The organism is Streptomyces griseus subsp. griseus (assembly GCF_003610995.1).
Taxonomy (GTDB): Bacteria; Actinomycetota; Actinomycetes; order Streptomycetales; family Streptomycetaceae; genus Streptomyces.
Map to the genome: position 1 here is coordinate 6,467,253 of NZ_CP032543.1, position 23,726 is coordinate 6,490,978.

General features: G+C 73.6%; 17 protein-coding genes and 3 pseudogenes. 12 read left to right on the forward strand and 8 right to left on the reverse strand.

The window, feature by feature from the left end; genetic code table 11:
* The first annotated feature begins 237 nt into the window (after window positions 1–237).
* The 8 genes and pseudogenes from D6270_RS29035 to D6270_RS29070 all read left to right on the forward strand — a co-directional run bounded on the left by D6270_RS29035 (window position 238) and on the right by D6270_RS29070 (window position 9,430).
* The gene (locus tag D6270_RS29035; RefSeq protein ID WP_109162732.1) at window positions 238–1,071 is read left to right on the forward strand and encodes a M55 family metallopeptidase; all 834 of its coding nucleotides are present in this window, start codon (window positions 238–240) and stop codon (window positions 1,069–1,071) included.
* Complete coding sequence (locus tag D6270_RS29040) at window positions 1,064–2,407, forward strand: M20/M25/M40 family metallo-hydrolase (protein ID WP_109162731.1); 1,344 nt, start codon at window positions 1,064–1,066, stop codon at window positions 2,405–2,407. Before D6270_RS29035 ends, D6270_RS29040 begins: the two co-directional genes overlap by 8 nt.
* A gap of 80 nt (window positions 2,408–2,487) precedes the next feature.
* Entirely contained in the window at window positions 2,488–4,503 is a 2,016-nt protein-coding gene (locus D6270_RS29045) for a prolyl oligopeptidase family serine peptidase (RefSeq protein ID WP_109162730.1), read from the forward strand.
* Window positions 4,503–5,459: a S66 peptidase family protein gene (locus D6270_RS29050; RefSeq protein ID WP_109162729.1), complete on the forward strand. Its 957-nt coding sequence runs from the start codon at window positions 4,503–4,505 to the stop codon at window positions 5,457–5,459. Before D6270_RS29045 ends, D6270_RS29050 begins: the two co-directional genes overlap by 1 nt.
* 224 nt (window positions 5,460–5,683) lie before the next feature.
* Window positions 5,684–7,440: pseudogene (locus tag D6270_RS29055) on the forward strand (CocE/NonD family hydrolase).
* A gap of 137 nt (window positions 7,441–7,577) precedes the next feature.
* Window positions 7,578–7,817 (forward strand): LapA family protein, encoded by a 240-nt coding sequence (locus tag D6270_RS29060; RefSeq protein WP_109162727.1) that lies wholly within the window; start codon window positions 7,578–7,580, stop codon window positions 7,815–7,817.
* Window positions 7,818–7,876: 59 nt separating this feature from the next.
* Window positions 7,877–8,467 carry a GNAT family N-acetyltransferase gene (locus D6270_RS29065; protein WP_109162726.1) on the forward strand — a complete coding sequence of 197 codons (591 nt, stop codon included), beginning with the start codon at window positions 7,877–7,879 and terminating at the stop codon, window positions 8,465–8,467.
* Window positions 8,468–8,530: 63 nt separating this feature from the next.
* Window positions 8,531–9,430, forward strand: coding sequence for an arginase family protein (locus D6270_RS29070; RefSeq protein WP_109167232.1), 900 nt, complete (start codon window positions 8,531–8,533; stop codon window positions 9,428–9,430).
* Window positions 9,431–9,454: 24 nt separating this feature from the next.
* Here the strand turns inward: D6270_RS29070 and D6270_RS29075 are convergent, their stop codons facing one another.
* The 3 genes from D6270_RS29075 to D6270_RS29085 form a co-directional block, all read right to left on the reverse strand.
* The gene (locus D6270_RS29075) at window positions 9,455–9,808 is read right to left on the reverse strand and encodes a VOC family protein (protein ID WP_109162725.1); all 354 of its coding nucleotides are present in this window, start codon (window positions 9,806–9,808) and stop codon (window positions 9,455–9,457) included.
* A gap of 149 nt (window positions 9,809–9,957) precedes the next feature.
* Window positions 9,958–10,767: a class I SAM-dependent methyltransferase gene (locus tag D6270_RS29080; protein WP_109162724.1), complete on the reverse strand. Its 810-nt coding sequence runs from the start codon at window positions 10,765–10,767 to the stop codon at window positions 9,958–9,960.
* Window positions 10,768–10,871: 104 nt separating this feature from the next.
* Entirely contained in the window at window positions 10,872–12,377 is a 1,506-nt protein-coding gene (locus tag D6270_RS29085) for a bifunctional phosphatase PAP2/diacylglycerol kinase family protein (RefSeq protein WP_109162723.1), read from the reverse strand.
* A 268-nt stretch (window positions 12,378–12,645) separates the two neighbouring features.
* Between D6270_RS29085 and D6270_RS29090 the strand changes: the two are divergent.
* Window positions 12,646–13,849: pseudogene (locus D6270_RS29090) on the forward strand (aminotransferase class I/II-fold pyridoxal phosphate-dependent enzyme).
* Between the two features lie 29 nt (window positions 13,850–13,878).
* Here D6270_RS29090 and D6270_RS29095 read toward each other — a convergent pair.
* Both D6270_RS29095 and D6270_RS29100 read right to left on the reverse strand, forming a co-directional pair.
* Window positions 13,879–14,529 (reverse strand): DedA family protein, encoded by a 651-nt coding sequence (locus D6270_RS29095; RefSeq protein ID WP_109162721.1) that lies wholly within the window; start codon window positions 14,527–14,529, stop codon window positions 13,879–13,881.
* Window positions 14,526–15,302 carry an MBL fold metallo-hydrolase gene (locus D6270_RS29100; RefSeq protein ID WP_225977090.1) on the reverse strand — a complete coding sequence of 259 codons (777 nt, stop codon included), beginning with the start codon at window positions 15,300–15,302 and terminating at the stop codon, window positions 14,526–14,528. Before D6270_RS29100 ends, D6270_RS29095 begins: the two co-directional genes overlap by 4 nt.
* Before the next feature lie 277 nt (window positions 15,303–15,579).
* On the opposite strand from D6270_RS29100, the gene D6270_RS29105 reads away from it, so the two are divergent.
* Entirely contained in the window at window positions 15,580–17,790 is a 2,211-nt protein-coding gene (locus D6270_RS29105) for a phage holin family protein (protein WP_109167231.1), read from the forward strand.
* Between the two features lie 172 nt (window positions 17,791–17,962).
* Here the strand turns inward: D6270_RS29105 and D6270_RS29110 are convergent, their stop codons facing one another.
* The 3 genes from D6270_RS29110 to D6270_RS29120 form a co-directional block, all read right to left on the reverse strand.
* Window positions 17,963–19,012: a LacI family DNA-binding transcriptional regulator gene (locus D6270_RS29110; RefSeq protein ID WP_109162719.1), complete on the reverse strand. Its 1,050-nt coding sequence runs from the start codon at window positions 19,010–19,012 to the stop codon at window positions 17,963–17,965.
* Window positions 19,013–19,045: 33 nt separating this feature from the next.
* The gene (locus tag D6270_RS29115; RefSeq protein ID WP_109162718.1) at window positions 19,046–19,651 is read right to left on the reverse strand and encodes a DUF305 domain-containing protein; all 606 of its coding nucleotides are present in this window, start codon (window positions 19,649–19,651) and stop codon (window positions 19,046–19,048) included.
* A gap of 83 nt (window positions 19,652–19,734) precedes the next feature.
* Entirely contained in the window at window positions 19,735–20,673 is a 939-nt protein-coding gene (locus D6270_RS29120) for a DUF1996 domain-containing protein (protein ID WP_109162717.1), read from the reverse strand.
* Window positions 20,674–20,920: 247 nt separating this feature from the next.
* On the opposite strand from D6270_RS29120, the pseudogene ligA reads away from it, so the two are divergent.
* Both ligA and D6270_RS33440 read left to right on the forward strand, forming a co-directional pair.
* Window positions 20,921–22,998: pseudogene (gene ligA, locus D6270_RS29125) on the forward strand (NAD-dependent DNA ligase LigA); the annotation flags it as partial.
* Window positions 22,999–23,049: 51 nt separating this feature from the next.
* Entirely contained in the window at window positions 23,050–23,361 is a 312-nt protein-coding gene (locus tag D6270_RS33440; protein ID WP_225977101.1) for a hypothetical protein, read from the forward strand.
* Window positions 23,362–23,726 lie beyond the last annotated feature (365 nt).

Sequence of the window (23,726 nt, forward strand, 5' to 3'; positions counted from 1 at the left end):
TGCACGGGCGGGGCTCCTGGCTCTCTGCGCGGCGCTGACGTGTGCCGCGATGCCGGGGATGCTAGGAAGCGGCCGGGCGGCGGGAGAACCCCCGTGCGCGTTGCGTTCATAGTGTTCGCGCGGCGTGACCCGTGGAGCCCCCTCAGGAGCCCACCGGAGGGACCTTCGGCGGGCCGGACCGGCGACAAGGGCACCCTCCCTGGCTCAGCCCGCCGCCGGGGCGTACGGTGTGGCGGCATGAAGATCCTCATCAGCGCCGACATGGAGGGCGCCACCGGAGTGACCTGGCCGGCCGATGTGCTGCCGGGCACCCCGCAGTGGGAGCGCTGCCGGCCGATGTTCACCTCCGACGTGAACGCGGCCGCCCTCGGGTTCTACGACGGCGGCGCCGACGAGGTCCTCGTCAACGAGGCCCACTGGTCGATGCGCAACCTCCTGCTGGAGCGGCTGGACGACCGGGTCCAGATGCTCACCGGCCGGCACAAGTCGCTCTCGATGGTGGAGGGCATCCAGCACGGTGACGTCGACGGCATCGCCTTCGTCGGCTACCACACCGGTGCCGGTACGGAGGGGGTCCTCGCCCACACCTACCTCGCCAACTCCATCACCGGCGTCTGGCTCAACGGCGCCCGCGCCAGTGAGGGCCTCCTCAACGCCCACGTCGCCGCCGAGTACGGCGTGCCCGTCGTCCTCGTCACCGGCGACGACCTGACCTGCGTGGACGCCGAGGGATATGCCCCCGGGGCCCGCAAGGTCGCCGTGAAGGACCACGTATCGCGGTACGCGGCCGTGTGCCGCACCCCCGCCCGTACGGCGGCGGACATCCGGACGGCCGCGCGGGACGCCGCCGCGCTCGCCGTCCGCCGGACCCCCGTCACCGGCGGGACCTGGACCGTGGAGCTGGAGTTCGACGCCGAGCATCTGGCTGCCGCGGCGACCGTGGTGCCCGGCGTCGCGCCCAGCGGTGAGAGGCGCATCGCCTACACCAGCGGGACGATGTACGAAGGTATCCGCACGTTCAAGGCGGTGACGACCATCGTGTCGTCCGCCGTGGAGGAACAATATGGCTGACGCCCCCGGCCCCCTCGGCCCCGTGGACGAGCAGGCCCTCGACGAAGTGGTCACGTTCACGTCCGACCTGATCCGGATCGACACGACCAACCGGGGCGGCGGCGACTGCCGGGAGCGCCCGGCCGCCGAGTACGTCGCCGAGCGCCTGGCCGGTGCCGGTCTGGAACCGGTGCTGCTGGAGCGCACCCCCGGCCGGACCAACGTCGTCGCCCGGATCCCCGGCACCGACCCGTCCGCCGACGCGCTGCTCGTCCACGGCCACCTCGACGTGGTGCCCGCCGAGCCCGCCGACTGGACCGTGCACCCCTTCTCCGGCGAGGTCCGCGACGGGGTGGTGTGGGGGCGCGGGGCCGTCGACATGAAGAACATGGACGCGATGGTCCTCGCCACCGTCCGGGGCTGGGCGCGCGAGGGGTTCCGCCCCCGCCGCGACATCGTCATCGCGTACACCGCCGACGAGGAGGACAGTGCCGCCGACGGCTCCGGCTTCCTCGCCGAGCAGCACCCCGGACTCTTCGAGGGGTGCACGGAAGGCATCAGCGAGTCCGGTGCGTTCACCTTCCACGCCGGACACGGCCTCTCACTCTACCCGATCGGTGCGGGCGAGCGCGGCACCGCCTGGCTGAAGCTGACCGCCGAGGGCCGGGCCGGGCACGGTTCCAAGGTCAACCGGGAGAACGCGGTGACCGCCGTGGCGGCCGCGGCCGCCCGGATCGGCGCGTACGAGTGGCCCGTCCGCCTCACCCCCACCGTCCGCGCCTCGATCACCGAGATCGCCGCCCTGCACGGCATCTCCGTGGAGCTGGACGACCCGGGCTTCGACGTCGCCGAACTCCTCGCCAAGCTGGGCCCGGCGGCCACGCTCGTCCAGAACACCATCCGCAACAGCAGCAATCCGACGATGCTGGACGCCGGTTACAAGGTCAACGTCATCCCCGGCCATGCCACCGCCCTCATCGACGGCCGCACGGTCCCCGGCGGCGACGAGGAGTTCCACGAGACCCTGGACCGGCTCACCGGCCCCCTCGTCTCCTGGGAGTTCTACCACCGCGAGCAGGCCCTCCAGGCCCCGGTCGACTCACCCACGTACGCCAGACTCCGCGCCGCCGTGGAGCGGTTCGACCCCGGCGCGCACACCGTCCCGTACTGCATGTCGGGCGGCACCGACGCCAAGCAGTTCGCCAAGCTCGGCATCACCGGCTACGGCTTCTCGCCGCTCAAGATGCCCCCGGGCCTCGACTACCAGGCGCTCTTCCACGGCGTCGACGAGCGCGTCCCCGTCGACGCCCTCCACTTCGGCGTCCGCGTCCTCGACCACTATCTGCGCACCGCCTGATCCGTATGGCCTGACCAGCACCGCCTGACCAGCACTGTTCGACCGATGTCGTTCGACCGGACCCTGGGGGGACCTCCACCGTGAACACCGTGCCCGAAGCCCCGTACGGCTCCTGGCCGTCGCCGATCGACGCGGCCCTCGCCGCCTCCCACGACGGCCGCCCGGACCACCTCGGCACCGTCGGCGACGAGGTGTGGTGGACCGAGCCGCGCCCGGCCGAAGGCGGCCGCCGGGCCCTGGTGCGCCGCCGCCCGGACGGCACCACGGCGTCCGTGCTGCCCGCCCCGTGGAACCCGCGCAGCCGGGTGATCGAGTACGGCGGACAGCCCTGGGCGGGCGCGGTGCGCGAGGAGGGCGGGCCGCTCGTCGTCTTCGTCCACTTCGCCGACCAGCGGCTGTACGTGTACGCCCCCGACGGGCCGGACGAGCCCCGCCCCCTGACCCCGCTCTCGGACGTCGGCGGCGGACTGCGCTGGGTGGACCCGCAGGTGCGCCTGGACCGGGGCGCGCAGGGCGAGGTGTGGTGCGTGCTGGAGGAGTTCACCGGTCCCGGGCCGACCGACGTACGCCGGGTGCTCGCCGCCGTACCGCTGGACGGCTCGGCCGCCGGGGACCGCTCCGCCGTACGGGAACTCTCCGACGGGGGCCACCGGTTCGTCACCGGCCCTCGGGTCTCGCACGACGGGCGGCGGGCCGCCTGGATCGCCTGGGACCACCCCCGGATGCCGTGGGACGGCACGGTGGTGATGCTGGCGGAGATCACGGACGCGGGTGAATTCACCGGCGTCCGGCCCCTGGTGGGCGATGTCGACGAGTCGGTCTGCCAGATCGAGTGGGACCGCGACGGCAGCCTGCTGTTCGTCTCCGACCTCGCCGACTGGTGGGAGCTCCAGCGCATCCGGCCCGATGCCGTGGCCGGTGGTGCGGTGCCCAGCAGCCGTCTTCTGCCGCCCCGGGGCGAGGAGTTCGGCGGGCCGCTGTGGAAGATCGGGCTGCGCTGGTTCCACCCGCTGGAGAACGGGCTGATCGCCGTCCTGCACGGCCGGGGCTCCCAGCGCCTCGGCGTCCTCGACCCGGAGACCGGCGAACTCGCCGATGCCCCCGGCCACTGGACCACCTGGGCCGACACCCTCGCCGTGCACGGCAGCCGGGTCGTCGGCGTCGCGGCGAGCCCGCGCACCGGCTACGAGGTGGTGGAGCTGGACACGGCGACCGGGCGTACCCGCGTCATCGGATCGGCCCACCAGGACGCGGTCGACCCGGCCTACCTGCCCACACCGCGGGACCGGACGTTCACGGGCCCCGACGGCCGCGAGATCCACGCCCACATCTATCCGCCGCACAGCCCCGAACGCACCGCGCCCGAGGGGGAACTGCCCCCGTACCTCGTCGCCGTGCACGGGGGCCCCACCGGCCACGCACCGCTCGTCCTCGACCTGGAGCTCGCCTACTTCACCTCGCGCGGCATCGGGGTCGCCGTCGTGAACTACGGTGGCTCCACCGGTTATGGCCGCCGCTACCGCGAACGGCTCCGAGGTGAGTGGGGAGTTGTCGACGTGGCGGACTGCGCGGCCGTCGCCGACGCCCTGGTCGCGGAGGGCGCGGCCGACCCCGGCCGGCTCGCGGTCCGGGGCGGCAGCGCGGGCGGCTGGACCGCCGCGGCCTCGCTCATCGGCACCGACCGCTACGCCTGCGGCACGATCCTCTTCCCGGTCCTGGACCTGGAGGGCTGGGCGACGGACGGCACGCACGACTTCGAGTCGCGGTACCTGGAGTCCCTGATCGGACCGGCCGCCGAGGTGCCCGAGCGCTACCGCGAACGTGCGCCGATCAACGGCACCGACCGGCTCACCGCCCCGTTCCTGCTGCTCCAGGGACTGGACGACCTGGTCTGCCCGCCCTCCCAGTGCGACCGGTTCCTGGCCGCCGTCGCGGGGCGCGGCGTGCCGCACGCGTACATCGCCTTCGAGGGGGAGGGGCACGGGTTCCGGCGGGCGGAGACCCTGATCCGGGCGCTGGAGGCCGAACTCTCCCTCTACGTGCAAACGTTCGGTATCGGCCGGAGTGATGTGCCCCCGCTGGAGCTGAGGAAGTGATGTCGGTTCCCTCGCCGTTGGCCCCCTTGGCCCGTCCGTCCCGGCTGCGCCCCGGCGCGCGGGTCGCCGTGGTCGCGCCCAGCGGCCCCGTCCCCGCCGACCGGCTGGAGGAGGGGCTCGGGGTGCTGCGCGACTGGGGGCTTGAGCCGGTCGTGTCGCCTCATGTCCTGGACGTACACCCGGAGTTGGACTTCCTGGCGGGGGCTGACGCGGACCGCGCGGCCGACCTTCAGGCCGCCTGGTGCGATCCGTCCGTGGACGCGGTGTTCTGCGCCCGGGGCGGGTACGGCGCGCACCGGATGGTGGACCTGCTCGACTGGGCGGCGCTCCGGGACGCCGGGCCCAAGGTGTTCGTCGGCTACAGCGACATCACCGCCCTGCACGAGGCGTTCGCGCTACGGGCCGGATGCGCCACCCTGCACGGGCCGATGGTGGCCACCGAGGCGTTCCTGAAGGACGCGGCCACCCGGGAGCACCTGCGCGCCACGCTCTTCGAGCCGGAGACGGTCCTGACCCTCGGCCTGGACACGGCCGCCCCCCTCGTCCCGGGGCGGGCCCGCGGGATTCTGTACGGGGGCTGCGTCAGCCTGCTCGCCGCCGCCACCGGCACCCCGCACGCCCGGACCGGCGCCCGGGGCGGACTGCTCGTCATCGAGGACACCGGGGAGGAGCCCTACCGCCTCGACGGCATCCTCACCCGGCTGCTGCGCGCCGGCGCCCTGGAGGGGATCTCCGGGGTCGTCTGCGGCTCCTGGCAGGAGTGCGGGCCGTACGAGAGGATCCGCGCCGTGCTGGCCGACCGGTTCGGGCCGCTCGCGATACCCGTGATCGAGGAGCTGGGGTTCGGTCATGGTCCGACCGCGCTGACGGTCCCGCTGGGGGTGCCCGCGGTGCTCGACGCCCCTGCGGACGGCGGCCGTTGCACGCTGACCGCCGAGGTCCCCGCGCTCCTCTAGGGGGTGTCCCTCGCGGCGTATCCGGTCAGGATCCGCCGGACACCCCCCCGGGGGGGCACGTCAGGTCTCTCCCCGGGCATCCTTATGTGAAGGTCCGTCAACAACCGCTGTCCTGAGCGTTGACACGGCTATGACACGTGTCACAGCATGAGCGCGGCCCAATACTTACCGGTCGGTAAGGTGTCCTCGGTGTGGAGGTCTTCGTGTCAGGTGCTGTTTCCAGCTTGCGCAACCCGCTCGTCGCGGTCGCGGCGGCTGCCCTTGCCGCCCCCTCGTCCTCTCCGGCCCGGCCCACGCCGACGCCGCCCCGTACACCGTCACCCCGCTCAAGTTCACCGTCCAGGCGGGCGGCCGCTCGTGTGTGGTCGACGCCGACCTCTACCGCCCCGCGGGCGTCGACGCGGAGAGCCCCGCCCCCGCCGTTCTCGCCACCAACGGCTTCGGCGGCAGCAAGTCCGACGGGTCCACCGACGCCATCGGCAAGGCCGTCGCCGCCCGGGGCTATGTCGGCCTCGTCTACTCCGGCCTCGGTTTCGGCAAGTCCGGATGCCTGATCACCCTGGACGATCCCGCCATCGACGGAAAGGCGGCGAGCGGGCTCCTCGACTTCCTCGGCGGCACCCGCGCGGCCGACGACGGCACCCGAGCGGACTACGTCGTCCAGGACGGCCGGGGCGACCCGCGCGTCGGCATGATCGGCGGCTCCTACGGCGGCGCCATCCAGCTCGCCACCGCCTCCACCGACCCCCGCGTCGACGCCCTCGTCCCCCTCATCACCTGGAACGACCTCGCCTACGCGCTCGCCCCCAACAACACCGGGGCGCGCACCGGCGTCACCTCCGACACCCCTGGCGTCTTCAAGTGGCAGTGGACCAACGGGTTCTATCTGATCGGCGAGGGACAGCCGCTCCTCAACCCGAGCCTGGACCCCTCCCGTTTCAACCGGCTGGACTGCCTGCACTTCGCCACCCAGGCCTGCGAGACCATCAGCCTCCTCAACACCGGCCGCTACCCGTCCGACAAGGCGGACGCGATGCTCGCCTACGCGCGCAGCGTCTCGCCCGTCTCCTACCTCGACCGCGTCAAGGCCCCCACCCTGATCGTCCAGGGCCAGGCCGACAGCCTCTTCAACCTCAACGAGGCCACCGCCACCTACAACACCCTCAAGGCGCAGGGCACCACGGCCAAGATGATCTGGCAGTCCTGGGGCCACAGCGGCGGCCAGGCCCCGGGCGAACTCGACCTGAGCGAAGGCAATCTGGAGACCAGCTACGTGGGGCAGCGGGTGCTCGCCTGGTTCGACCGGTACCTCCGAGAGAGGACGGAGACCGACACCGGGCCGGAGTTCGCCTACTACCGCTCCTGGCAGAGCGGTTACGGCACGGCGGCCGAACTGCCCGCCCTGTCGCAGAAGATGTACCTCTCGGGTGACGGCAAGCTCGTCGACAACCGCTCCAAGGTGGTCCGTGGCAGCCGCCAGTACAGCAACTGGTTGGTGCCGAGCAGCCATTCGGAGAGCTCCATCGCCCCGCTGATCGGACTGCCCGACCCGAAACCGTACGACACCAAGGGCACCTATCTCGGCTGGCGCAGCGCCCCGCTCACCGCACCCGTCGATGTGGTCGGCGTCCCGAAGGCCACGCTGAAGGTCCTCTCGCCGATGGCGGAGCGGGTCCAGAACAGCGGGGACGCCTCCGACAAGCTCGTCCTCTTCGCCAAGGTGTACGACGTCGCCCCCGACGGCACCAGGAAGCTGGTGAACCGCCTCGTCTCACCGGTCCGGGTCCCCGACGTCACCCGCCCCTTCACGGTGGAGCTGCCCGGCATCGTCCACCGGTACGAGAAGGGACACCGTCTGGAGTTCGTGATCGCCGCCAGCGACACCGCGTACTTCGGCAACCGGGGAATCAAGCCCGTCACCGTGGTCAGCGCCCCCGAGGACACCGGCGTACTGGAACTCCCGGTCGTCCCGGCCGGCTGAGACCGCTCCCTTCACCCGAACGGTCCAACACCACCGCCCCCCGGGCCCGGCAGCGAGCCATGCTGGGGACCCCGGGGGGCGGCCGCGTGGCACGACGGACGGGCCGGACGCGAGTGGCGAGCGGAAGGACCGGACCCATGAGCCCCAAGGACGTCACGAGCGACGGCAGGCGCGGCACCGGGCTGTGGACCCCGGGGCGCATCGCCGTCGCGGTGCTGGTCGTACTGGTCATCGTGTTCGTCTGCGTGAACACCCAGAAGGTCACCATCCGGGTGCTGATCCCCGAAGTGACCATGCCGCTCTGGCTCGCCCTGCTCGCGATGTTCCTGATCGGGCTGGTCTGCGGCGGCTACCTGTTCCGCCGCAGGGGCAAGTGATGCCGGCGCCCGGCGGGACCCCGCCCGCCGGTCGTCCACACCCGCCGTAAGCTGGGACGATGCCCGATCCGAACGCTCCCAGGACATCCCCGTCGCCGTATCTCGCCGCAGGCCCGCGCACCGGCCTGCGGCGCTTCACCGAGGCCGACGCGGTGGAGTTCACGGCCCGCGCGCGGGAGAGCCGCACCCTCCACCGCCCCTGGCTCTTCCCGCCGGAGCGGACCGACACCTACGCCGCGTACGCCGAGACCCTCGCCCGGGACCCGGCCCGCGAGGGCTTCCTGGTCTGCGAGCGCGGCGAGGGCGGCGAGGACGGTCAGGGTGGGGCCATCGCCGGTTTCATCAACATCAACAACATCGTCCTCGGCGGCTTCCGCTGCGGCGCCCTCGGCTACGGCGCCTTCGCCCACGCGGCCGGACGCGGCCTGATGGGCGAGGCGCTCGGCCTCGTCATGGACCTGGCCTTCGGGCCGCTCGGCCTGCACCGCCTGGAGGCCAACATCCAGCCCGGCAACCCGGCCTCCATCGCCCTGGTCCGGCGGGCCGGATTCCGGCTGGAGGGGTTCTCACCGGACTTCCTCCACATCGACGGCGCCTGGCGCGACCACGAACGCTGGGCGATCACGGCACCGGCCGCCGAAGCCCCGTAACGCCCCTCCGGGAGCCGCTGAAACCCCTTGAGGGCGTGGGAAGCGGCGGCCAGGATGGACCGCATGCGTACCATCGTGGTTCTCGACGCCCCCTCCAACCTGGGCCTCCGGCCGCCCGCCCCCGGCACCGTCCCGGGCTGCTACAAGCTGGCGGGCGCGCTGCGCGAGCAACGGATCGTCCAGCGGATCGGTGCGCTGGAAGGCGGAGTGGTGGTGCCGCCCCGCTACGACCGCGGGGACTGGCAGAAGGGTGACGGGGTCTTCAACGCCGCCGCCATCGCCCGCTACACCCGCACCCTCGCCGACCGCATCGAAGGACACGTACGGGCGGGGGAGTTCGCCCTGGTCCTCGGCGGCGACTGCTCCATACAGCTCGGCGCCGCGCTCGCCCTGCGGCGCCTCGGCCGGTACGGGCTCGCCGCCGTCGACGGGTCCGCCGACTTCCGGCACGTGGGCAACGCCGACCATGTCGGGGCCGCCGGCGGGGAGGAGCTGGCCATCGCCACCGGGCGCGGTCAGGCGGACCTCAGCGACCTCGAAGGGCTCCGCCCCTACCTCAGGGACGAGGACGTCCGCCTCTTCGGCCTGCGGGACGAGGACGAGGACCAGGCCGAGCTGGCCGCGCTGAAGATCCCCCACGCGACCGTCGGCCGGATCCGTGAGTGGGGCGCCGCCGAGCTGGCACGCGCCACCGTGGAGAGCCTGGAGACCCCCGACCTCGACGGCTACTGGGTCCACCTGGACGCCGACGTCCTCGACCCGAGCGTCATGCCCGCCGTGGACAGCCCCGACGACGGCGGCCTGATGCCCGACGAACTCGCGCCGCTGCTGCGGACGTTGGTCTCCTCCCCGCGCTGCGTCGGGCTCAACGTCACGATCTACGACCCGGACCTCGACCCGGACGGCACCGCGGGCGCCCTGCTCGCCGGCCTCGTCGTCGGAGCGCTCGCACCACCGGCCTGACATGCCGTGCCGGGGCCAGGTGCGTCAGACCGCCACGTTCCGGTCGACGTACTCGAAGACCGAGCCGTCCGGGTGCAGCGCGATCAGGTTGCGGCCCGCCGGGGTCGGCACCGGCCCCGCCACGATCCGCGCACCCGCCCGCGTCAGCGCCGCGTTCGCCTCGTCGACATCCTTCACGGCGATGGTCGCGCTCACCTTGCGCAGCACCTCCAGCTCCGACTCGGGCCCGCTCATCAGCAGGAAGCAGCCGATCGCGGCGACCGACACCCCGCCGCGCTCGAAGCGCTGGGCCGGGGTACCCGTCAGCCCCTGGTAGAAGGCGACCGCGGCCTCCAGGTCGTCGACGCAGATACGCAGCGTGGTTCCGAGGATCTCCATGCGTACGAGGGTAGTTGGCGTCCGCCGCGCGTGTGATCGATTCGGGTCCGATCCGGCCCCGATCCGGTCCACGGGAATCCGGCCGCCGGAGCCGGGACCGGCGCGCGGTGCGAGGGGCGGCCGTACCGGGGGACCCGTCCGGCCCCCGCTCACCCCCGGCAGAGCACCTCGCCGTGCGGGACCATGAACCAGCCGTCGCCCTCCTCGCCCCAGCCGCGCCAGGTGTCCGCGATGGCCGCCAGCTGCTCGGTGCTCGCCTGGCCGCCCCGTACCGCCAGTTCGGCGTAGACCGAGTCCGTCGTACGGTCCGCCCACAGCCCGCTCCACCACGCGCGGGTCTCCGGGGTGGCGAAACACCAGGCGGCGGCGGTCGGGGTGATGTCGGTGAACCCGGCCTCCCGCGCCCAGGAGAGCAGCATCCGCCCGGCGTCCGGCTCACCCCCGTTGGCGCGGGCCACCCGCCGGTACACCTCCTGCCACTCCGTCAGTCCGGGCGTCTCCGGATACCAGGCCATCGCCGCGTAGTCGCTGTCGCGCGCCGCGACCACCCCTCCGGGCCGGCAGACGCGCCGCATCTCCCGCAGCGCCTGCACCGGGTCGCCCACATGCTGGAGCACCTGGTGGGCGTGGACGACGTCGAAGGAGTCGTCGGGGAAGTCCAGTGCGTGCACATCGGCGACCGCGAACCCGACGTTCTCCAGGCCGCGTTCGGAGGCCACCGCCGCCGCCTGTTCCAGGATGCCGGTCCCGGTGTCGACCGCCGTCACCCGGCCCGGCGCGACCAGCGCCGCCAGGTCGGCGGTGATGGTGCCGGGTCCGCAACCGACGTCCAGCACGGCCAGGCCGGGCCCGAGTTCGCCGAGCAGATAGCCCGCCGAGTTGGCGGCGGTCCGCCAGCGGTGCGAGCGCAGCACCGACTCGTGGTGGCCGTGGGTGTAGACAGCGGTCTCTTTCGGCATGGCGGCGTCCTTCCTCGGAACGGCGGTTGCACGCTCCGGCCACCGTACGCCGCTATGCCGGATGGTGAGATGACTGTCTTGGTATGCGGACAGCGGGGTGGTGGTCAGACGTGCATCGGGCAGTAGACAGTCAGCGCCTCCGGCAGCTTGTCGATCAGCAACTCGGTGCCGGAGTGGGCCACTTCACCGTCGTACGCGTACGGAGTCCCCGGAGCCAGTCCGGCGAGCCGCACCCGGCGCCGCCGCACCGCGGCGTGGGCGGGGGAGCGGGTCAGCGGGCCGGCCACCGCCGCTGCCAGCAGGCGGAACGCCGGGCCCCGGCCACCGTGCACCACCCTCACGTCCAGCAGCCCGTCCGCCAGGTTGTGGCGCCGGCCGGGCGCCGGGCCGACCCGCTGGAAGAGGCCGTTGCCGACGAAGAGCAGCCACAACGGGCGCCTGCGGCCCTGGAGCTCGGCCTCCAGGGGGCGCCGGCCGCGCAGTACGTGGAAGGCGGCGAGCACCCCGGCCGGCCAGCCGCCGATCCGGGGCGACCAGTGCTCCCGGGTCCGTACGAGCTCCGGATAGACACCCAGGCTGAAGGCGTTGAGGAAGTAGCCGTCCGCCCCGTCGGGTCCCTTCGGGCCGGGGCGGAACCTGCCCAGGTCGACCTGTATGGCATCGCCCGCCGTGAGCGCGGCCGCCGCCTCCTGGACCGTCTCGATGCCCAGGTCGTAGGCGAAGTGGTTCAGCGTCCCGCCGGGGAAGACCGCCAGCGGCATCCCGTGCGTCGCCGCCACCGAGGCCGCCAGATTGACCGTGCCGTCACCCCCGCAGACGCCGAGGGCCTGGCCCCGGCCCGCCGCCTTCTCCATGGCGGTGGACAGCTCGGCGGGCGCGCACTCGACCACCTCGGCCAGCGGCAGCGCCTCGCGCACCATCGACGCGGTCGCCGTGGCCGTGCCGGAGGCCTCGTTCACCACCACCACGAGCCCTTTGCCGCCGGGCAGCGCGGGCGCCTCACCGGGTGGGCGGCCCGGCGCCGGGAGCTGGCCCCGGGTGGGGACGACCCCGCGCAGGGCGAACGCGGCCCCCACGCCGAGGGCCGCCCCGGCCAGCACATCGCTCGGATAGTGGACCCCCGTGTAGACACGGGAGGCGGCCACCGCCACCGCCACGGGGGCGACGACCGCGCCCCAGCCCTTCGACTCCAGCGCCACGCCGGTGGCGAAGGCCGCGGCGGAGGCCGCGTGGCCGGAGGGGAAGGAGGTGGTGACCGGCTGCCGCTTCAGCTGCCGCATGACCGGCACCTGATCGAGTATCGGCCGCTGCCGCCGGACCGCGCCCTTGCCGACGGTGTTGATCGCCGCCGAGGCCACGGCCAGCGACGCCACCCCGCGCAGCGCGGCCCGGCGGGAGCGCGCGCTGGAGCCGAGGGCCGCGATGCCGATCGCCGTCCCGAACCAGAGCAGCCCGTGGTTGGCGCTCCGGCTCAGCTGGGGCAGCAGGGGGTCGGCGCCCGGCCAGTGCCGGTCGGCGACGCTGTGGAAGACGGAGAGGTCCCGTCCTTGCAACCAGTTCCGCACCCGTCCCACGGCAGGGGAGGAGGACGAGGTGTTCTGTGACGACATGGGCGACATGGCTCAGCGGATACCCGGCATCGGGCCGATGAACCGGCAGGCGCGCTGAGAGCCTCACCACGCGTCGCCGACCACCGGCGCGACGGCCCGGGCTCGCCCGGGTGCGCAATTGAGCGGGCGGCCCGGTCCGAACCTCCGTATAAAGGGCCCAGGAGCGCCCCGGAGCACACCACGGCTCCCGGGAGCGCCCCGGAGCACAACGGGCTCCGGAGAGCGTCCGGGAGCCGTGGAAGCGGCGGTGGCAGCGGAGGAGGCCGGAATGCACGAGGACCACGGGCCCGTCCGCTACGGGCCGCCCGCCCCCGACCCCGGCCTCCCGGTCCTCCCCGAGCTGGCCGCCGTGCTGGCCGCCGCGGCCGACCGCACCCGCCCCCAGCCGCCCGGCGGCGGCCGCACCCTGCGCGAGGCGGCCTGCGCCCACTGGGCCCGGCGCGGGCTGCACGGCGGGCCGGAGAACATCGTCGCCGCCCCGGTGACCAGCCCCTCCTCCTCGCCCTGATCGCCGCGCACGGCGGCGATGTCCTCATGCCCCGCCCCTGCCCGGCCACCTGGATGCCGCAGGCCCGGCTGCTCGGCCGGCCCGCCTACCAGGTGCCGACGCCCGCCGAGTGCGGGGGCGTACCCGATCCGTACGCCCTGCTGGAGACCGTGCGCCGGGTACGGGCCGAGGGCGGGCGGCCGAAACTGCTGGTGCTCTCCGTCGCCGACGACCCCACCGCCACCGTCGCCCCGCCCGAGCTGGTGCGGGAGGCCTGCGAGGCGGCGGTCGGCGAGGGCCTGCACATCATCAGCGACGAGACCTGGCGCGACACCGTGCACCGGCCCCGCGACACCGTCCTGCTCAGCCCCGCCGAGATGTGCCCCGACGACGTCACCGTGATCAGCGACCTCTCCGGCGCGCTCACCCCCGCCGCCTGGCCGGTCGCCGTCGCCCGCTTCCCGGAGACCGCCCGGGGAGCCGTACGCCGGGCCCGGACACTGGACGTCCTCACCGCGCTGGGTGCCCTGGTCGCCGGTCCCCTCGCGCCCGCCGCCGCCCACGCACTCGGCGAACCGGAGGCCGTACGGGTGCGGATCCGGCAGGCCGCCGGGCTCCAGGCCCAGGTGGCCGCCGCCGCCCACCGCGCCGTCCTCACCTCCGGCGCCCTGGCCCGCCCCCGCAGGCGGGCCGCCACCTCTACGCGGACCTCGGCCCGCTCCGCCCCCGGCTGGCGGAGCTCGGCGTCACGGACTCCATGGAGCTGGAGGAGTACCTCACCGACCGGCTCGGCGCCCCGACCCCGGGCGGCCACCGCTTCGGGGACGAGCTGGGTGCCCTGCGCGTACGCCTGGGGACCGGACCCCTGCTGGGGGCCACGGCCGAGGAGCAGCGGGAGTCCCTGACGGCGGCGGAGCCGCTGGCGCTGCCGCATGTGGAGCGGGCGCTGAGCACCTTCGCGGCAGCCTTCGGCGAACTGCGGTAAGCCCGACCGCAGGGGCACGGACGCGCCCCTCAGCCCGCCGTGTCGCCCGTCCCATGGCCGAACCGCGCGCGCAGCCGGCGCCACACCGCGGGCGCCCCGCTGATCACCAGAGTCAGCGCCACCGCCGCCACCACGCCCTGCCACGGCTCCGGGAAGAGCGAACCGCCCAGGATCCCGATCAGCTGGTACGTCGCCGCCCACGCCAGACACGCCGGCACATCGCCCCGGGCGAACGTCTTCAGCGGCATCTTCCCCAGCAGACAGGCCAGCATCACCGGGATCCGCCCGGCCGGCACCAGCCGGGACAGGATCAGCACCGCCCCGCCGTGCTCGGCCAGCTTCTCCTGCGCCTGTGCGAGCCGCTCCGGCGCGGCCCGACGGGTGAGCGCCTCCAGCCACTTGGAACCGTGGTTCGAGCGCACCCCCCGCTGCCCCAGCCAGTACAGACAGACATCGCCCAGGAACGCCGCCCCCGAGGCCACCAGGAAGACGAAGAACAGGGAGAACGGTGACGACTGGTGGAGCGCCACCACCGCCGCCGAACTGACCAGCGCCCCCGTCGGGATCACCGGCACCAGCGACCCCAGCGCCACCAGGAGGAACAGCGTCGGATAGCCCACGGCCTGCTGCGTCGACTCGGTGGGCAGCGCCCCCACCACCGAGTCGAGCTCCGGGATCACCGGCCGTCCTCCGGCCGGACCCGCTCGCCGTGGGACAGCAGGTGCACCGCCACGTCGGGCGCCCGGATGCCCGCCTGCCGGACGAACTCGTCGCCCGGCCCGTGGAACTCGTGCGGCCGCACCCCGTCCAGACCGATCGGCCAGTACGTCCCGAAGTGCACCGGCACCGCCGAACGCGGCTCCAGCAGCTTCAGCGCCTCGGCGGCCCGGGACGGGTCCAGATGGCCCTGCCCGAGGTACGGGCCCCAGCCGCCCACCGGCAGCAGCGCCACATCGACCTTGCCCACGGCATCGGCCATCCCGTCGTAGAGCCCGGTGTCCCCGGCGAAGTACGTCCGGGCCTCGCCCTCGACCACGTAACCGAGCGCGGGCACCTTGCGCGGCCCGACCGGCAGCCGTCGCCCGTCGTGGAGCGCCGGAACCGCCCGCACCCGCACCTCACCGACCCGTACCTCGTCGTCCGCCCGCATCTCGGTGACGACCAGCCGCCGCCTCCGGAGCAGCAGCCGCAGCCCCGGAACGGCCGCGACCGCGCCGCTCGGCACGATCAGCCGGGTGCCGGGGGCCAGCCGGGCGAGCGAGGGCAGATGCAGATGGTCGGAGTGCAGGTGCGAGACCAGCACCACGTCGGCGAGCGCGGCCTGCGGCGGCGGCACCTCGCCCCGGCGGCGGCGCAGATGCGCGAAGCGCCGTACGAAGAGGGGGTCGGTCAACACGCGTACCCCGGAGTCCTCGATCGTGCAGGTGGCATGACCCCACCAGGTGACCTCCACCGGCACGTCCCGCCTCCTCGCTCGGCCTCCGCGACCCCATGCCCCGGAGCGGCCCGCCCGCATCCGTACGCGAGCGCTGCCGGTACGAGCCTATGCGCCCCCGGGCCTCCACCACGACGGCCCCTGACCGGGGCCGACGCTGTGAAAAGCTGGGGAGCGGGCTCCTGACGTACGGGTCCGCAGCGGAGAAGGCGTGAGGTGGACCGGGGTGGACGAGCGGAGACGGCGTACGCCGGGGGTGCGTACGGCGTGGTGGCGTACGGCGGGCGGCGCGCTGATGCGGGTCGTCGCGGTCTGGGCGGTCTCCACCCTCACCATGCTCGCGCTCGCCGGGATCCTGCCCGACTTCCAGCTCCAGTCCGACGACGGCGACACCATCACCCGTACCGCCTTCACGGCGGCCTGGGGCGCGGGCGCGTTCGGCCTGCTCTCCGCGCTGGTGTGGCCCGTCCTCGTCCGGGCCCTGCTCATCGTGCCCGCGCTCGTCCTCGGTGCGCTGGTCTTCTTCCTCAACGGCTCGCTGCTGCTGATCGCGCTGCGCCTCATCCCGGACGGGCGCGGGGACGCCGCCCCGGAGACCGCGGTCGTCGTCGCCGCCGTGATGTCCGCCGTCGCCTCCGCCACCTCCACCGCACTCGCCGTCCGCGACGACGAGGCCTACCGCCGACGGCTCTCCCGCCTCGCCGACCGGCGCCGCCGACGTGGCTCCCCGGACATTGTGGGACCCGAGCGCGACGGACCGCCCGGTACGGTCTTCCTCCAGCTGGACGGCGTCGGCCACGACGTCCTGGTGAAGGCGGCGGCCGGCGGGCTCATGCCGACCGTCGCGGGCTGGCTCGCCGACTCCTCCGGACACCGCCTCACCCCCTGGCGCACCGACTGGTCCAGCCAGACCGGCGCCAGCCAGCTCGGCATCCTGCACGGCTCCAACCACGACGTCCCCGCCTTCCGCTGGTACGAGAAGGAGACCGGCACCGTCATGGTCTCCAGCCGCCCCGCCAGCGCCCTGGAGATGCAGCGCCGGGCCGTCGCCCGCACCCGGGACAGCGGCCTGCTCACCATCGACGGCGCCAGCCGCGGCAACCTCTTCAGCGGCGGCGCCGGGCAGCTCGCCCTGGTCCTCTCCATGGCCGCCCGGCGCGGCAAGGGCCGCCGCTCCCGCTCCGGCTACTTCGCCTACTTCTCCGACCCGGCCAACGCCGTCCGCACCGCCCTCTCGTTCGCCGCCGAGGTCGGCCGCGAGATCGGCCAGTCGACCCGCGCCCGCCTCCACCACGTCACCCCCCGGGTCAAGCGCGGCGGCCTCTACCCCTTCATCCGGGCCTTCGCCACCGTCCTCGAGCGCGATGTCGTCGTCTCCGCCGTCATCGGCGACATGTTCGCCGGACGCACCGCCGTCTACGCCGACCTGGTCGCCTACGACGAGGTCGCCCACCACTCCGGACCGCACAGCCGCGACGCCGAGAAGGTCCTCCAGCGCCTCGACCGCTCGCTCGCGCTGATCGCCAAGATCGCCGACCACACCCCGCGTACCTACCGGATCGTGCTCCTCTCCGACCACGGCCAGAGCCCCGGCGAGACGTTCGCCGGGAGGTACGGGCTGACGCTCAAGGACCTGGTACGGGCGGGGTGCGGGCTCCCCGTGCCGCGCCGGGCGCGTGGCACGCACAGCGCCTCCGAGGCACGGGACGCGGTCCGGATCGCCCTGCACCGCCCGCCCGTGGAGGTGGAACCGGAGGCGGAGCAGGCGGCCAAGCGCTCCGAACCGGTCGTGCTGGCCTCCGGCAATCTCGGTCTGATCTCCTTCCCCGACATCGAGGGGCGCGCGTCGCGCGAGCAGATCGACCGCCGCAACCCGGCGCTGCTCTCCACGCTCGCCAACCATCCGGGGGTCGGCTTCCTCCTCGTACGCAGCGAGGAACACGGCTCCCTCGTGATGGGGCCGGGCGGGACCGAGGTCCCCGTCGCCGAACTGGCCGACGGCGAGGGGCCGCTGGCGGTCTTCGACACCGGCGCGGCCGCCGCCGTACGGCGCACCGACACCTTCCCCCATGTCGCCGACATCATGGTCAACTCCATGTACGACCCCGAGACCGCCACCGTGCACGCCTTCGAGGAGCAGATCGGCTCGCACGGAGGGCTGGGCGGCGAGCAGTCCCGGCCGTTCCTGCTCTGGCCGCGCGGGATGACGGACCCGCTGGACATCGTGGCGGCGGAGTGTGCCGAAGGCGCGCCGGCCCCGCCGGGCGGCGGGCTGGTGGGCGCGGAGGCGGTGCACCGGGTGCTGACCCGCTGGCTGCTGGAGTTCTCCGGGCCCCAGGTGCCGGTGCGGGCGGAGGGGTTCACGGGGGCCGCCCAGGCGGACGAGCCGTTCCCGGAGGAGGGGGAGGGGGCCGGAGGAGGTCAGGGGAGGGCCGGGGTCCCGGGCCCGGACGCGCGGAACCCGCCGGTGCTCCGCGAGATCCCGCTCCCGGAGACACGGGGCTGAGCGCGCGTCCCTTCGGCTCGCCGCGTCCCCTGGCTCAGCGGGCTCGGCTCAGGCGGACTGCCCGTCGTGCGAGCGTCGGGCGGTCTCCGCTCAGCGGACTGCCGTCGTACGAGCGCTGGGCAGTCTCGGCTGAGGCCGACTGCCGTCTTAGGAGCACCGGGCGGCTCTCTGCTCAGGCCGACTGCCGTCGTACGAGCGTCGGCGGGAAGACCACGGAGGGCGAGGGGCCGCCAGGACCTCCGATCTGCTTCAGCAGCAGCCGGGCCATCTCCGCCGCCATCTCCTCCACCGGCTGCCGCACGGTGGTCAGCGGCGGATCGCAGGCGGCGGCCGCGCTGCTGTCGTCGAAACCGACCACGGCCACATCGGCGGGCACATCGCGCCCGGCCCGCTGGAGCACCGGGAGCGCGCCCAGCGCCATCAGGTCCGAGGCGATGAACACCCCGTCCAGACCGGGCTGTTCCGCCAGCAGCCGACGCATCGCCGCCGCCCCGCCCAGGTGGGTGAAGTCACCCTCGGCGCAGGCCACGTCCTCGATGCCGTGCGCGGCCAGCGCCTCCAGGAAACCGGCCAGCCGGACCTGTCCCGCAGGCCGGTCCTGGGGACCGGAGATGGTCCCGATACGGCGCCGCCCCAGGGCGGCCAGGTGGTCGGCCGCGAGCCGCGCCCCGGCCTGCTGGTCGACCTCCACATAGGCGAGCGACGAGGGCTGCGGCGGGCGGCCCGCGAGCACGGCCGGCAGCCGGGTCTCCTGGAGCAGGCCGGGCAGCGGGTCGTCCGCGTGCGAGGTGACCAGGACGACGCCGTCGACATGGCCGTGGCGCAGATAGGAGAGCAGCTGGGTGCGGGACGGCTCGTCGTCCGCCAGCATCAGCACCATCTGGATGCCCGCCGGACGCAGCACTTCGAGGAGCCCGCTGACGACCCGGCCGAAGTAGGGGTCGGAGAACATCCGCCCGGCGAACGGCTCGGAGACCGGCCGCCGTTCACGCTCCGAGATGACCAGCGCCACGGAGTCGGTACGCCGGGTCACCAGGGAGCGCGCCGCCCGGTTGGGCACGTACCCGGTGGTCGCCACCGCCTCCTCGACCACGGTGCGCAGGGCGGGGTCCACCGTGGTGGCTCCGTTGATCACCCGCGACACGGTGGCCCGTGAGACACCGGCCACGGCCGCCACGTCCTCCAAGGTCGGGCGTACGGGCGGCTCCACTTCGGCTGTCATGCAGCCCTTTATACCCGCAGCCCAGGGCGCCGGTCAGCCGAGGGCCCGCGCAGCCTCCGGAAGCCCTTCCAGCTCGGTCAGCGCGGCCTCGCGCGCGGTGACCAGGGCGGCGGCCAGCCGCTTGGCGTCGGCCCGGGCGCCCGCGGTGAGCTCGGACCGCGACACCTGTGCGGAGTGGCGCAGATGGTCGCGGATCTGCGTCAGGAAGAGCCGGTCGAACGCGGCTCCTTCGGCCGCCTCCGCCGCTTCGAGGTCCCGCTCGGTCACCATGCCGGGCATATCGTGGCCCGCGTGTACATCGGTGTCGGGGAGCCCCATCCGGGCCAGCAGGGTCCGCAGGCGGCCGAGTTCGGCTTCCTGGCCGTCGAGCAGCCGGGTGGCGAAGGCCCGCAGCCGGGGTGCGGTGGCCCGGTCGGCGGCGAGGGTGAGCAGGGCCACCGCCTTCTCGTTCATCGGGGTCATCAACTGGAGCCAGGCGGCGTCGGTGGGGGCGGGGGTGGCCGACGCGGGGGCGGTTGAGCGGGGCGCGGGCTCCGGCGGTGGCTCGGTCGCGGCGGAGCAGCCGGCCGTCGCGGTCAGCCCCAGCACGGCCAGCAGGCTCAGCGCGGCGAGGGGCCTGGAGGGGGTGGAACGGTTCATGGGGTGTCCTGGACCGGGCGGAGGGCGCCGCCCCGGGGACTGGGCCCCGGGGCGGACACCGGTGGGGGCGGGGTGACGACGGATCAGGGAGTGCCGTCGAAGCCGCACTTGACGATGGCGTTGATGCAGTCGCGCACGCGCTGCGCCAGCTCCTGTTCCGGCCACACGTTGAAGAAGTCGCCGTGCATCGTGTAGCCGGGGCCCGACGCCAGCCGGAAGCGGGCCGGGTCGCCGTTGACCGGGTAGCGCAGCACCTGACGGAGCTTGGGGACCGGCACCGGGTGGGTCGACGGGCACGCGCCGGCCACCGGGTAGGCCATGTGGCTCTTGTGGTCGGGGGAGTCGAGATCCGTACCGTTCCAGCACTGCGGGAAGTCCAGGTAGGACTCCAGCATCGTGCCGGCCGGACAGTTCACGAAGTTCTGCGAGGGGTCGACGTGGCCGGCGTGCAGGCAGGACCAGCGCGCGATGGTGTTGTCCGCGGGTCCGGTGGCGAGGGCGTTGCCCGCGACGATGCGCAGGCCCTTGGGGAAGGGCCGGATCTGCCGGATGACGTCGTCGCGGACCCCCTCGCCCAGGTAGTAGAAGGTGGTCCCGGTGGGCTCCACCTCCCGGTCGCCGTCGTAGAGGGTGGGCACCCAGTACGAGGAGAGGTCGGTGTCGGGCGAGCAGGTCGTGCGGCCTCTCTCCAGGGACTCCAGGTTCGAGTTCCCGTTGGTGGTGTCGTTGCCGAAGAAGCTGTGCATGTGGGAGGCGCCCGGCAGCCCCGGGAAGACGATCGGGTCGTCGGGGGCGCGGTGGGTGTAGGGGCACTCGGCCAGGAACTCGGCCACCCGCACCACGTCGGCGGCGGCCTTGGGAGCGACCTCGGCGGCGGCCCGGTCGGCCGCGGCGTTGCCGACATTGGCCTGGACGAGGGAGATGGCGAGGGCGGCGGCGGCGAGCCCGGCGACTCTGCGGCGCCAGCTGCGGGGGGATCGCCGACGGCGGTGTTCGCTGCTGTTTCGGTTACGGAAGAGCACGGCACTCCTGTTCGGAAGTGGGGGGAGGTTCCTTGATCGTGAGGCAGAGAGCGCTCTCTCGTTGGAACGTAAGAGTGTCGCCTGTACATGTCAAGAGAGCGCGCAAGCACTGCAACGGGCGGGCCCTTGAAGGTACTTGAGGGTCATGTAAGCGGGAGAGCGCTCTCCCTTCACGCCCTCGGAGTCTGTCGTTCCGCTCCAGGGCGGGGAAGCGGTGGCAGGGGCGTTGTCAGTGGTGGACGGCAGGATGGTCACCATGACGAACTCAGCCGCTGTGCTCGCCGATGCCGCCGCCTACGCCGCCGCGGTCGAAGAGGCCTCCCAGGCCGCCGCCGCGTACTACGCCACGGGCGAGAGCACCCTCGACGACGACGCGTACGACCGGCTGGCGCGGGGAATCGCCGCGTACGAGGCGGACCACCCCGACGAGATACTCGAGTCATCACCGACCGGAAAGGTCGCGGGCGGGGCCGCCGTCGGCGACGTTCCGCACACGGTGCCGATGCTCTCGCTGGACAACGTGTTCGCGGCCGAGCAGTTCGTGACGTGGACCGCCTCGCTGGAGCGGCGGATCGGCAGACCGGTCGCGGCCTGGAGCGTGGAGCCGAAGCTGGACGGCCTGGCCGTCGCCGCTCGCTACCGGGAGGGCCGCCTGGAGCGGCTGATCACCCGGGGAGACGGCACGGCGGGCGAAGATGTCTCGCACGCGGCCCCGGCGGTCGTCGGACTGCCCGAGCGGCTGGACGCACCGGTGACCATCGAGGTGCGCGGCGAGATCCTCATGACGAACGAGCAGTTCGAGCAGGGCAACGCGATCCGCACGCAGCACGGAGGGGCCCCCTTCGCCAACCCGCGCAACGGGGCGGCGGGCACCCTGCGCGCCAAGGACCGGGCGTACCGGGTGGAGACGACCTTCTTCGCCTACGGCGCCCTCCCGCTCGCCGACTCGGGGGAGCTCGCCGCGACCCTCACCGAGCTGCCCCACAGCGAACTTCTCGCCTACGTCGCCGGGCTCGGCGTGCACACGGCCGCGACCACGGACGTGGCACCGCTCCGGGTGACCACCGTCGCGGAGGTGCAGGCGCGGGTGGAGGAGATAGGCGCCCTGCGTGCCGCGCTGCCGTTCGGCATCGACGGCATCGTGATCAAGGCGGACCTCGCGGCCGACCGGCACGAGGCGGGGTCCGGCACCCGGGCGCCACGCTGGGCCATCGCCTACAAGCTCCCCGCCGTGGAGAAGATCACCCGCCTGCTCGCCGTCGAGTGGAACGTGGGACGCACCGGCATCATCGCGCCGCGCGCCGTCCTGGAGCCGGTGGAGATCGACGGATCCACCGTCGGCTACGCCACGCTGCACAACCCGGCCGACATCACCCGCCGCGATCTGCGTCTGGGCGACCAGGTCATGGTCTACAAGGCGGGCGACATCATCCCGCGCATCGAGGCGCCCGTCGCCCATCTGCGTACGGGCGAGGAGACGCCGATCGAGTTCCCGGCGAGCTGCCCGCAGTGCGGTTCCGAGATCGACAGGAGCGAGCAGCGCTGGCGCTGCACCCGGGGCCGCAACTGCCGTCTGGTCGCCTCCGTGTCGTACGCCGCCGGCCGCGACCAGCTGGACATCGAGGGCCTCGGGGCCACCCGGGTCGTCCAGCTCGTCGACGCGGGCCTCGTCACGGACTTCGCCGACCTGTTCACCCTGGAGCGGGAGCAGCTGCTCGCCCTGGACCGGATGGGTGAGACCTCCACCGACAATCTCCTCGCCGCCATCGAGACCGCCCGCACGCGCCCGCTGTCCCGGGTCTTCTGCGCCTTGGGCGTACGCGGGACGGGGCGCTCCATGTCCCGCAGGATCGCGCGGTACTTCGCGACCATGGACCACATCGTCGCCGCCGACGCCGAGTCGCTGCAGCGGGTCGACGGCATCGGCAAGGAGAAGGCCACGGCGGTCGTCGAGGAGCTGGCCGAGCTGGCCCCGCTGATCGAGAAGCTCGTCCGGGCCGGGGTGACGATGACGGAGCCGGGGGCCACTCCGCCGCCGGAGCCCGGCGCGGAGGAGGAGGGGGCCGGGAGCGGCGCCGAGCTGCCGCTGGCGGGGATGAAGGTGGTGGTCACGGGGGCCATGACCGGGGCGCTGGAGGAGCTGTCGCGCAACCAGATGAACGAGCTGATCGAGAGGGCGGGCGGGAAGTCCTCCTCCAGCGTCTCGGCGCGCACGAGCCTGCTGGTCGCGGGGGAGAAGGCCGGGTCGAAGCGGACCAAGGCGGAGGGCTGGGGATCCGGATAGCGACGCCGGAGGAGTTCGCGGAGCTGATCGCGGACTTCTTGGTGGGGGAGGGCGGGGAGGATCCGGGGGCTGGAGTGACGGGGGAGACTCCTGTGGCCGGAGTGGCCGGAGTGGCCGGAGTGGCCGGAGTGGCCGGAGTGGCCGGAGTGGCCGGGGTCGCCGGGGATGACGCGGAGGCGTGGGATGCCTTGAAGACGGAGAAGCCGGTGGTGGTAGCGGCTCTGGCGGTCGCGGAGGAGACGGAGGTCGCCGGGGATGGCAAGACGGTGAACGGGCCGACCGAGAGGGTGAGCGTCGCGGAGGCGGTGGAGAGTCCGGCCCAGGTCGCCGGGGGCGGCAAGACGGTGAACGGGCCGGCCGAGACTGTGGGCGCCGTGGTGGTCGCCGAGACCGTAGAGGTCTGAGGCGGTTCAGGACGCCTTCGAATCGGGAGAGAAGTGGCTTTCCCTCACCCGGTATTGCATAGTGATGGCTTGGTCATGCCTCGCTATCAGCGGGCCGATGGGTGCGTGGGCGGCTGTGGTTGGCCGGCCGGGGGTGAGGGGCGATGCGTTCTCCGTACGACGGACAGCGACGCGGTCGTGCCGTCCCCCCGTCAGGTCGGCCCGGCGGCGGGCTCCCGGGCCCGACGCACCATGACCCTTCGGCCATGCGCGGGACCGTACGGTCCGGCGACGGGCGCGGGCCGCTCGGCGAAGGACCCCGCCCCTCCGGCGAAGGTCCTGGACCGCTTCGTGACGGAAGCGGGGCCGAGGGGCTCGGAACCGGG

What these genes read in the sequence shown, in the direction of transcription:
- D6270_RS29035 (WP_109162732.1), top strand. Translation starts at nt 238, where the DNA reads ATGAAGATCCTCATCAGCGCCGACATGGAGGGCGCCACCGGAGTGACC.
- D6270_RS29040 (WP_109162731.1), top strand. Translation starts at nt 1,064, where the DNA reads ATGGCTGACGCCCCCGGCCCCCTCGGCCCCGTGGACGAGCAGGCCCTC.
- D6270_RS29050 (WP_109162729.1), top strand. Translation starts at nt 4,503, where the DNA reads ATGTCGGTTCCCTCGCCGTTGGCCCCCTTGGCCCGTCCGTCCCGGCTG.
- D6270_RS29060 (WP_109162727.1), top strand. Translation starts at nt 7,578, where the DNA reads ATGAGCCCCAAGGACGTCACGAGCGACGGCAGGCGCGGCACCGGGCTG.
- D6270_RS29065 (WP_109162726.1), top strand. Translation starts at nt 7,877, where the DNA reads ATGCCCGATCCGAACGCTCCCAGGACATCCCCGTCGCCGTATCTCGCC.
- D6270_RS29070 (WP_109167232.1), top strand. Translation starts at nt 8,531, where the DNA reads ATGCGTACCATCGTGGTTCTCGACGCCCCCTCCAACCTGGGCCTCCGG.
- D6270_RS29075 (WP_109162725.1), bottom strand. Translation starts at nt 9,808, where the DNA reads ATGGAGATCCTCGGAACCACGCTGCGTATCTGCGTCGACGACCTGGAG.
- D6270_RS29080 (WP_109162724.1), bottom strand. Translation starts at nt 10,767, where the DNA reads ATGCCGAAAGAGACCGCTGTCTACACCCACGGCCACCACGAGTCGGTG.
- D6270_RS29085 (WP_109162723.1), bottom strand. Translation starts at nt 12,377, where the DNA reads ATGTCGTCACAGAACACCTCGTCCTCCTCCCCTGCCGTGGGACGGGTG.
- D6270_RS29105 (WP_109167231.1), top strand. Translation starts at nt 15,580, where the DNA reads ATGCGGGTCGTCGCGGTCTGGGCGGTCTCCACCCTCACCATGCTCGCG.
- D6270_RS29110 (WP_109162719.1), bottom strand. Translation starts at nt 19,012, where the DNA reads ATGACAGCCGAAGTGGAGCCGCCCGTACGCCCGACCTTGGAGGACGTG.
- D6270_RS29115 (WP_109162718.1), bottom strand. Translation starts at nt 19,651, where the DNA reads ATGAACCGTTCCACCCCCTCCAGGCCCCTCGCCGCGCTGAGCCTGCTG.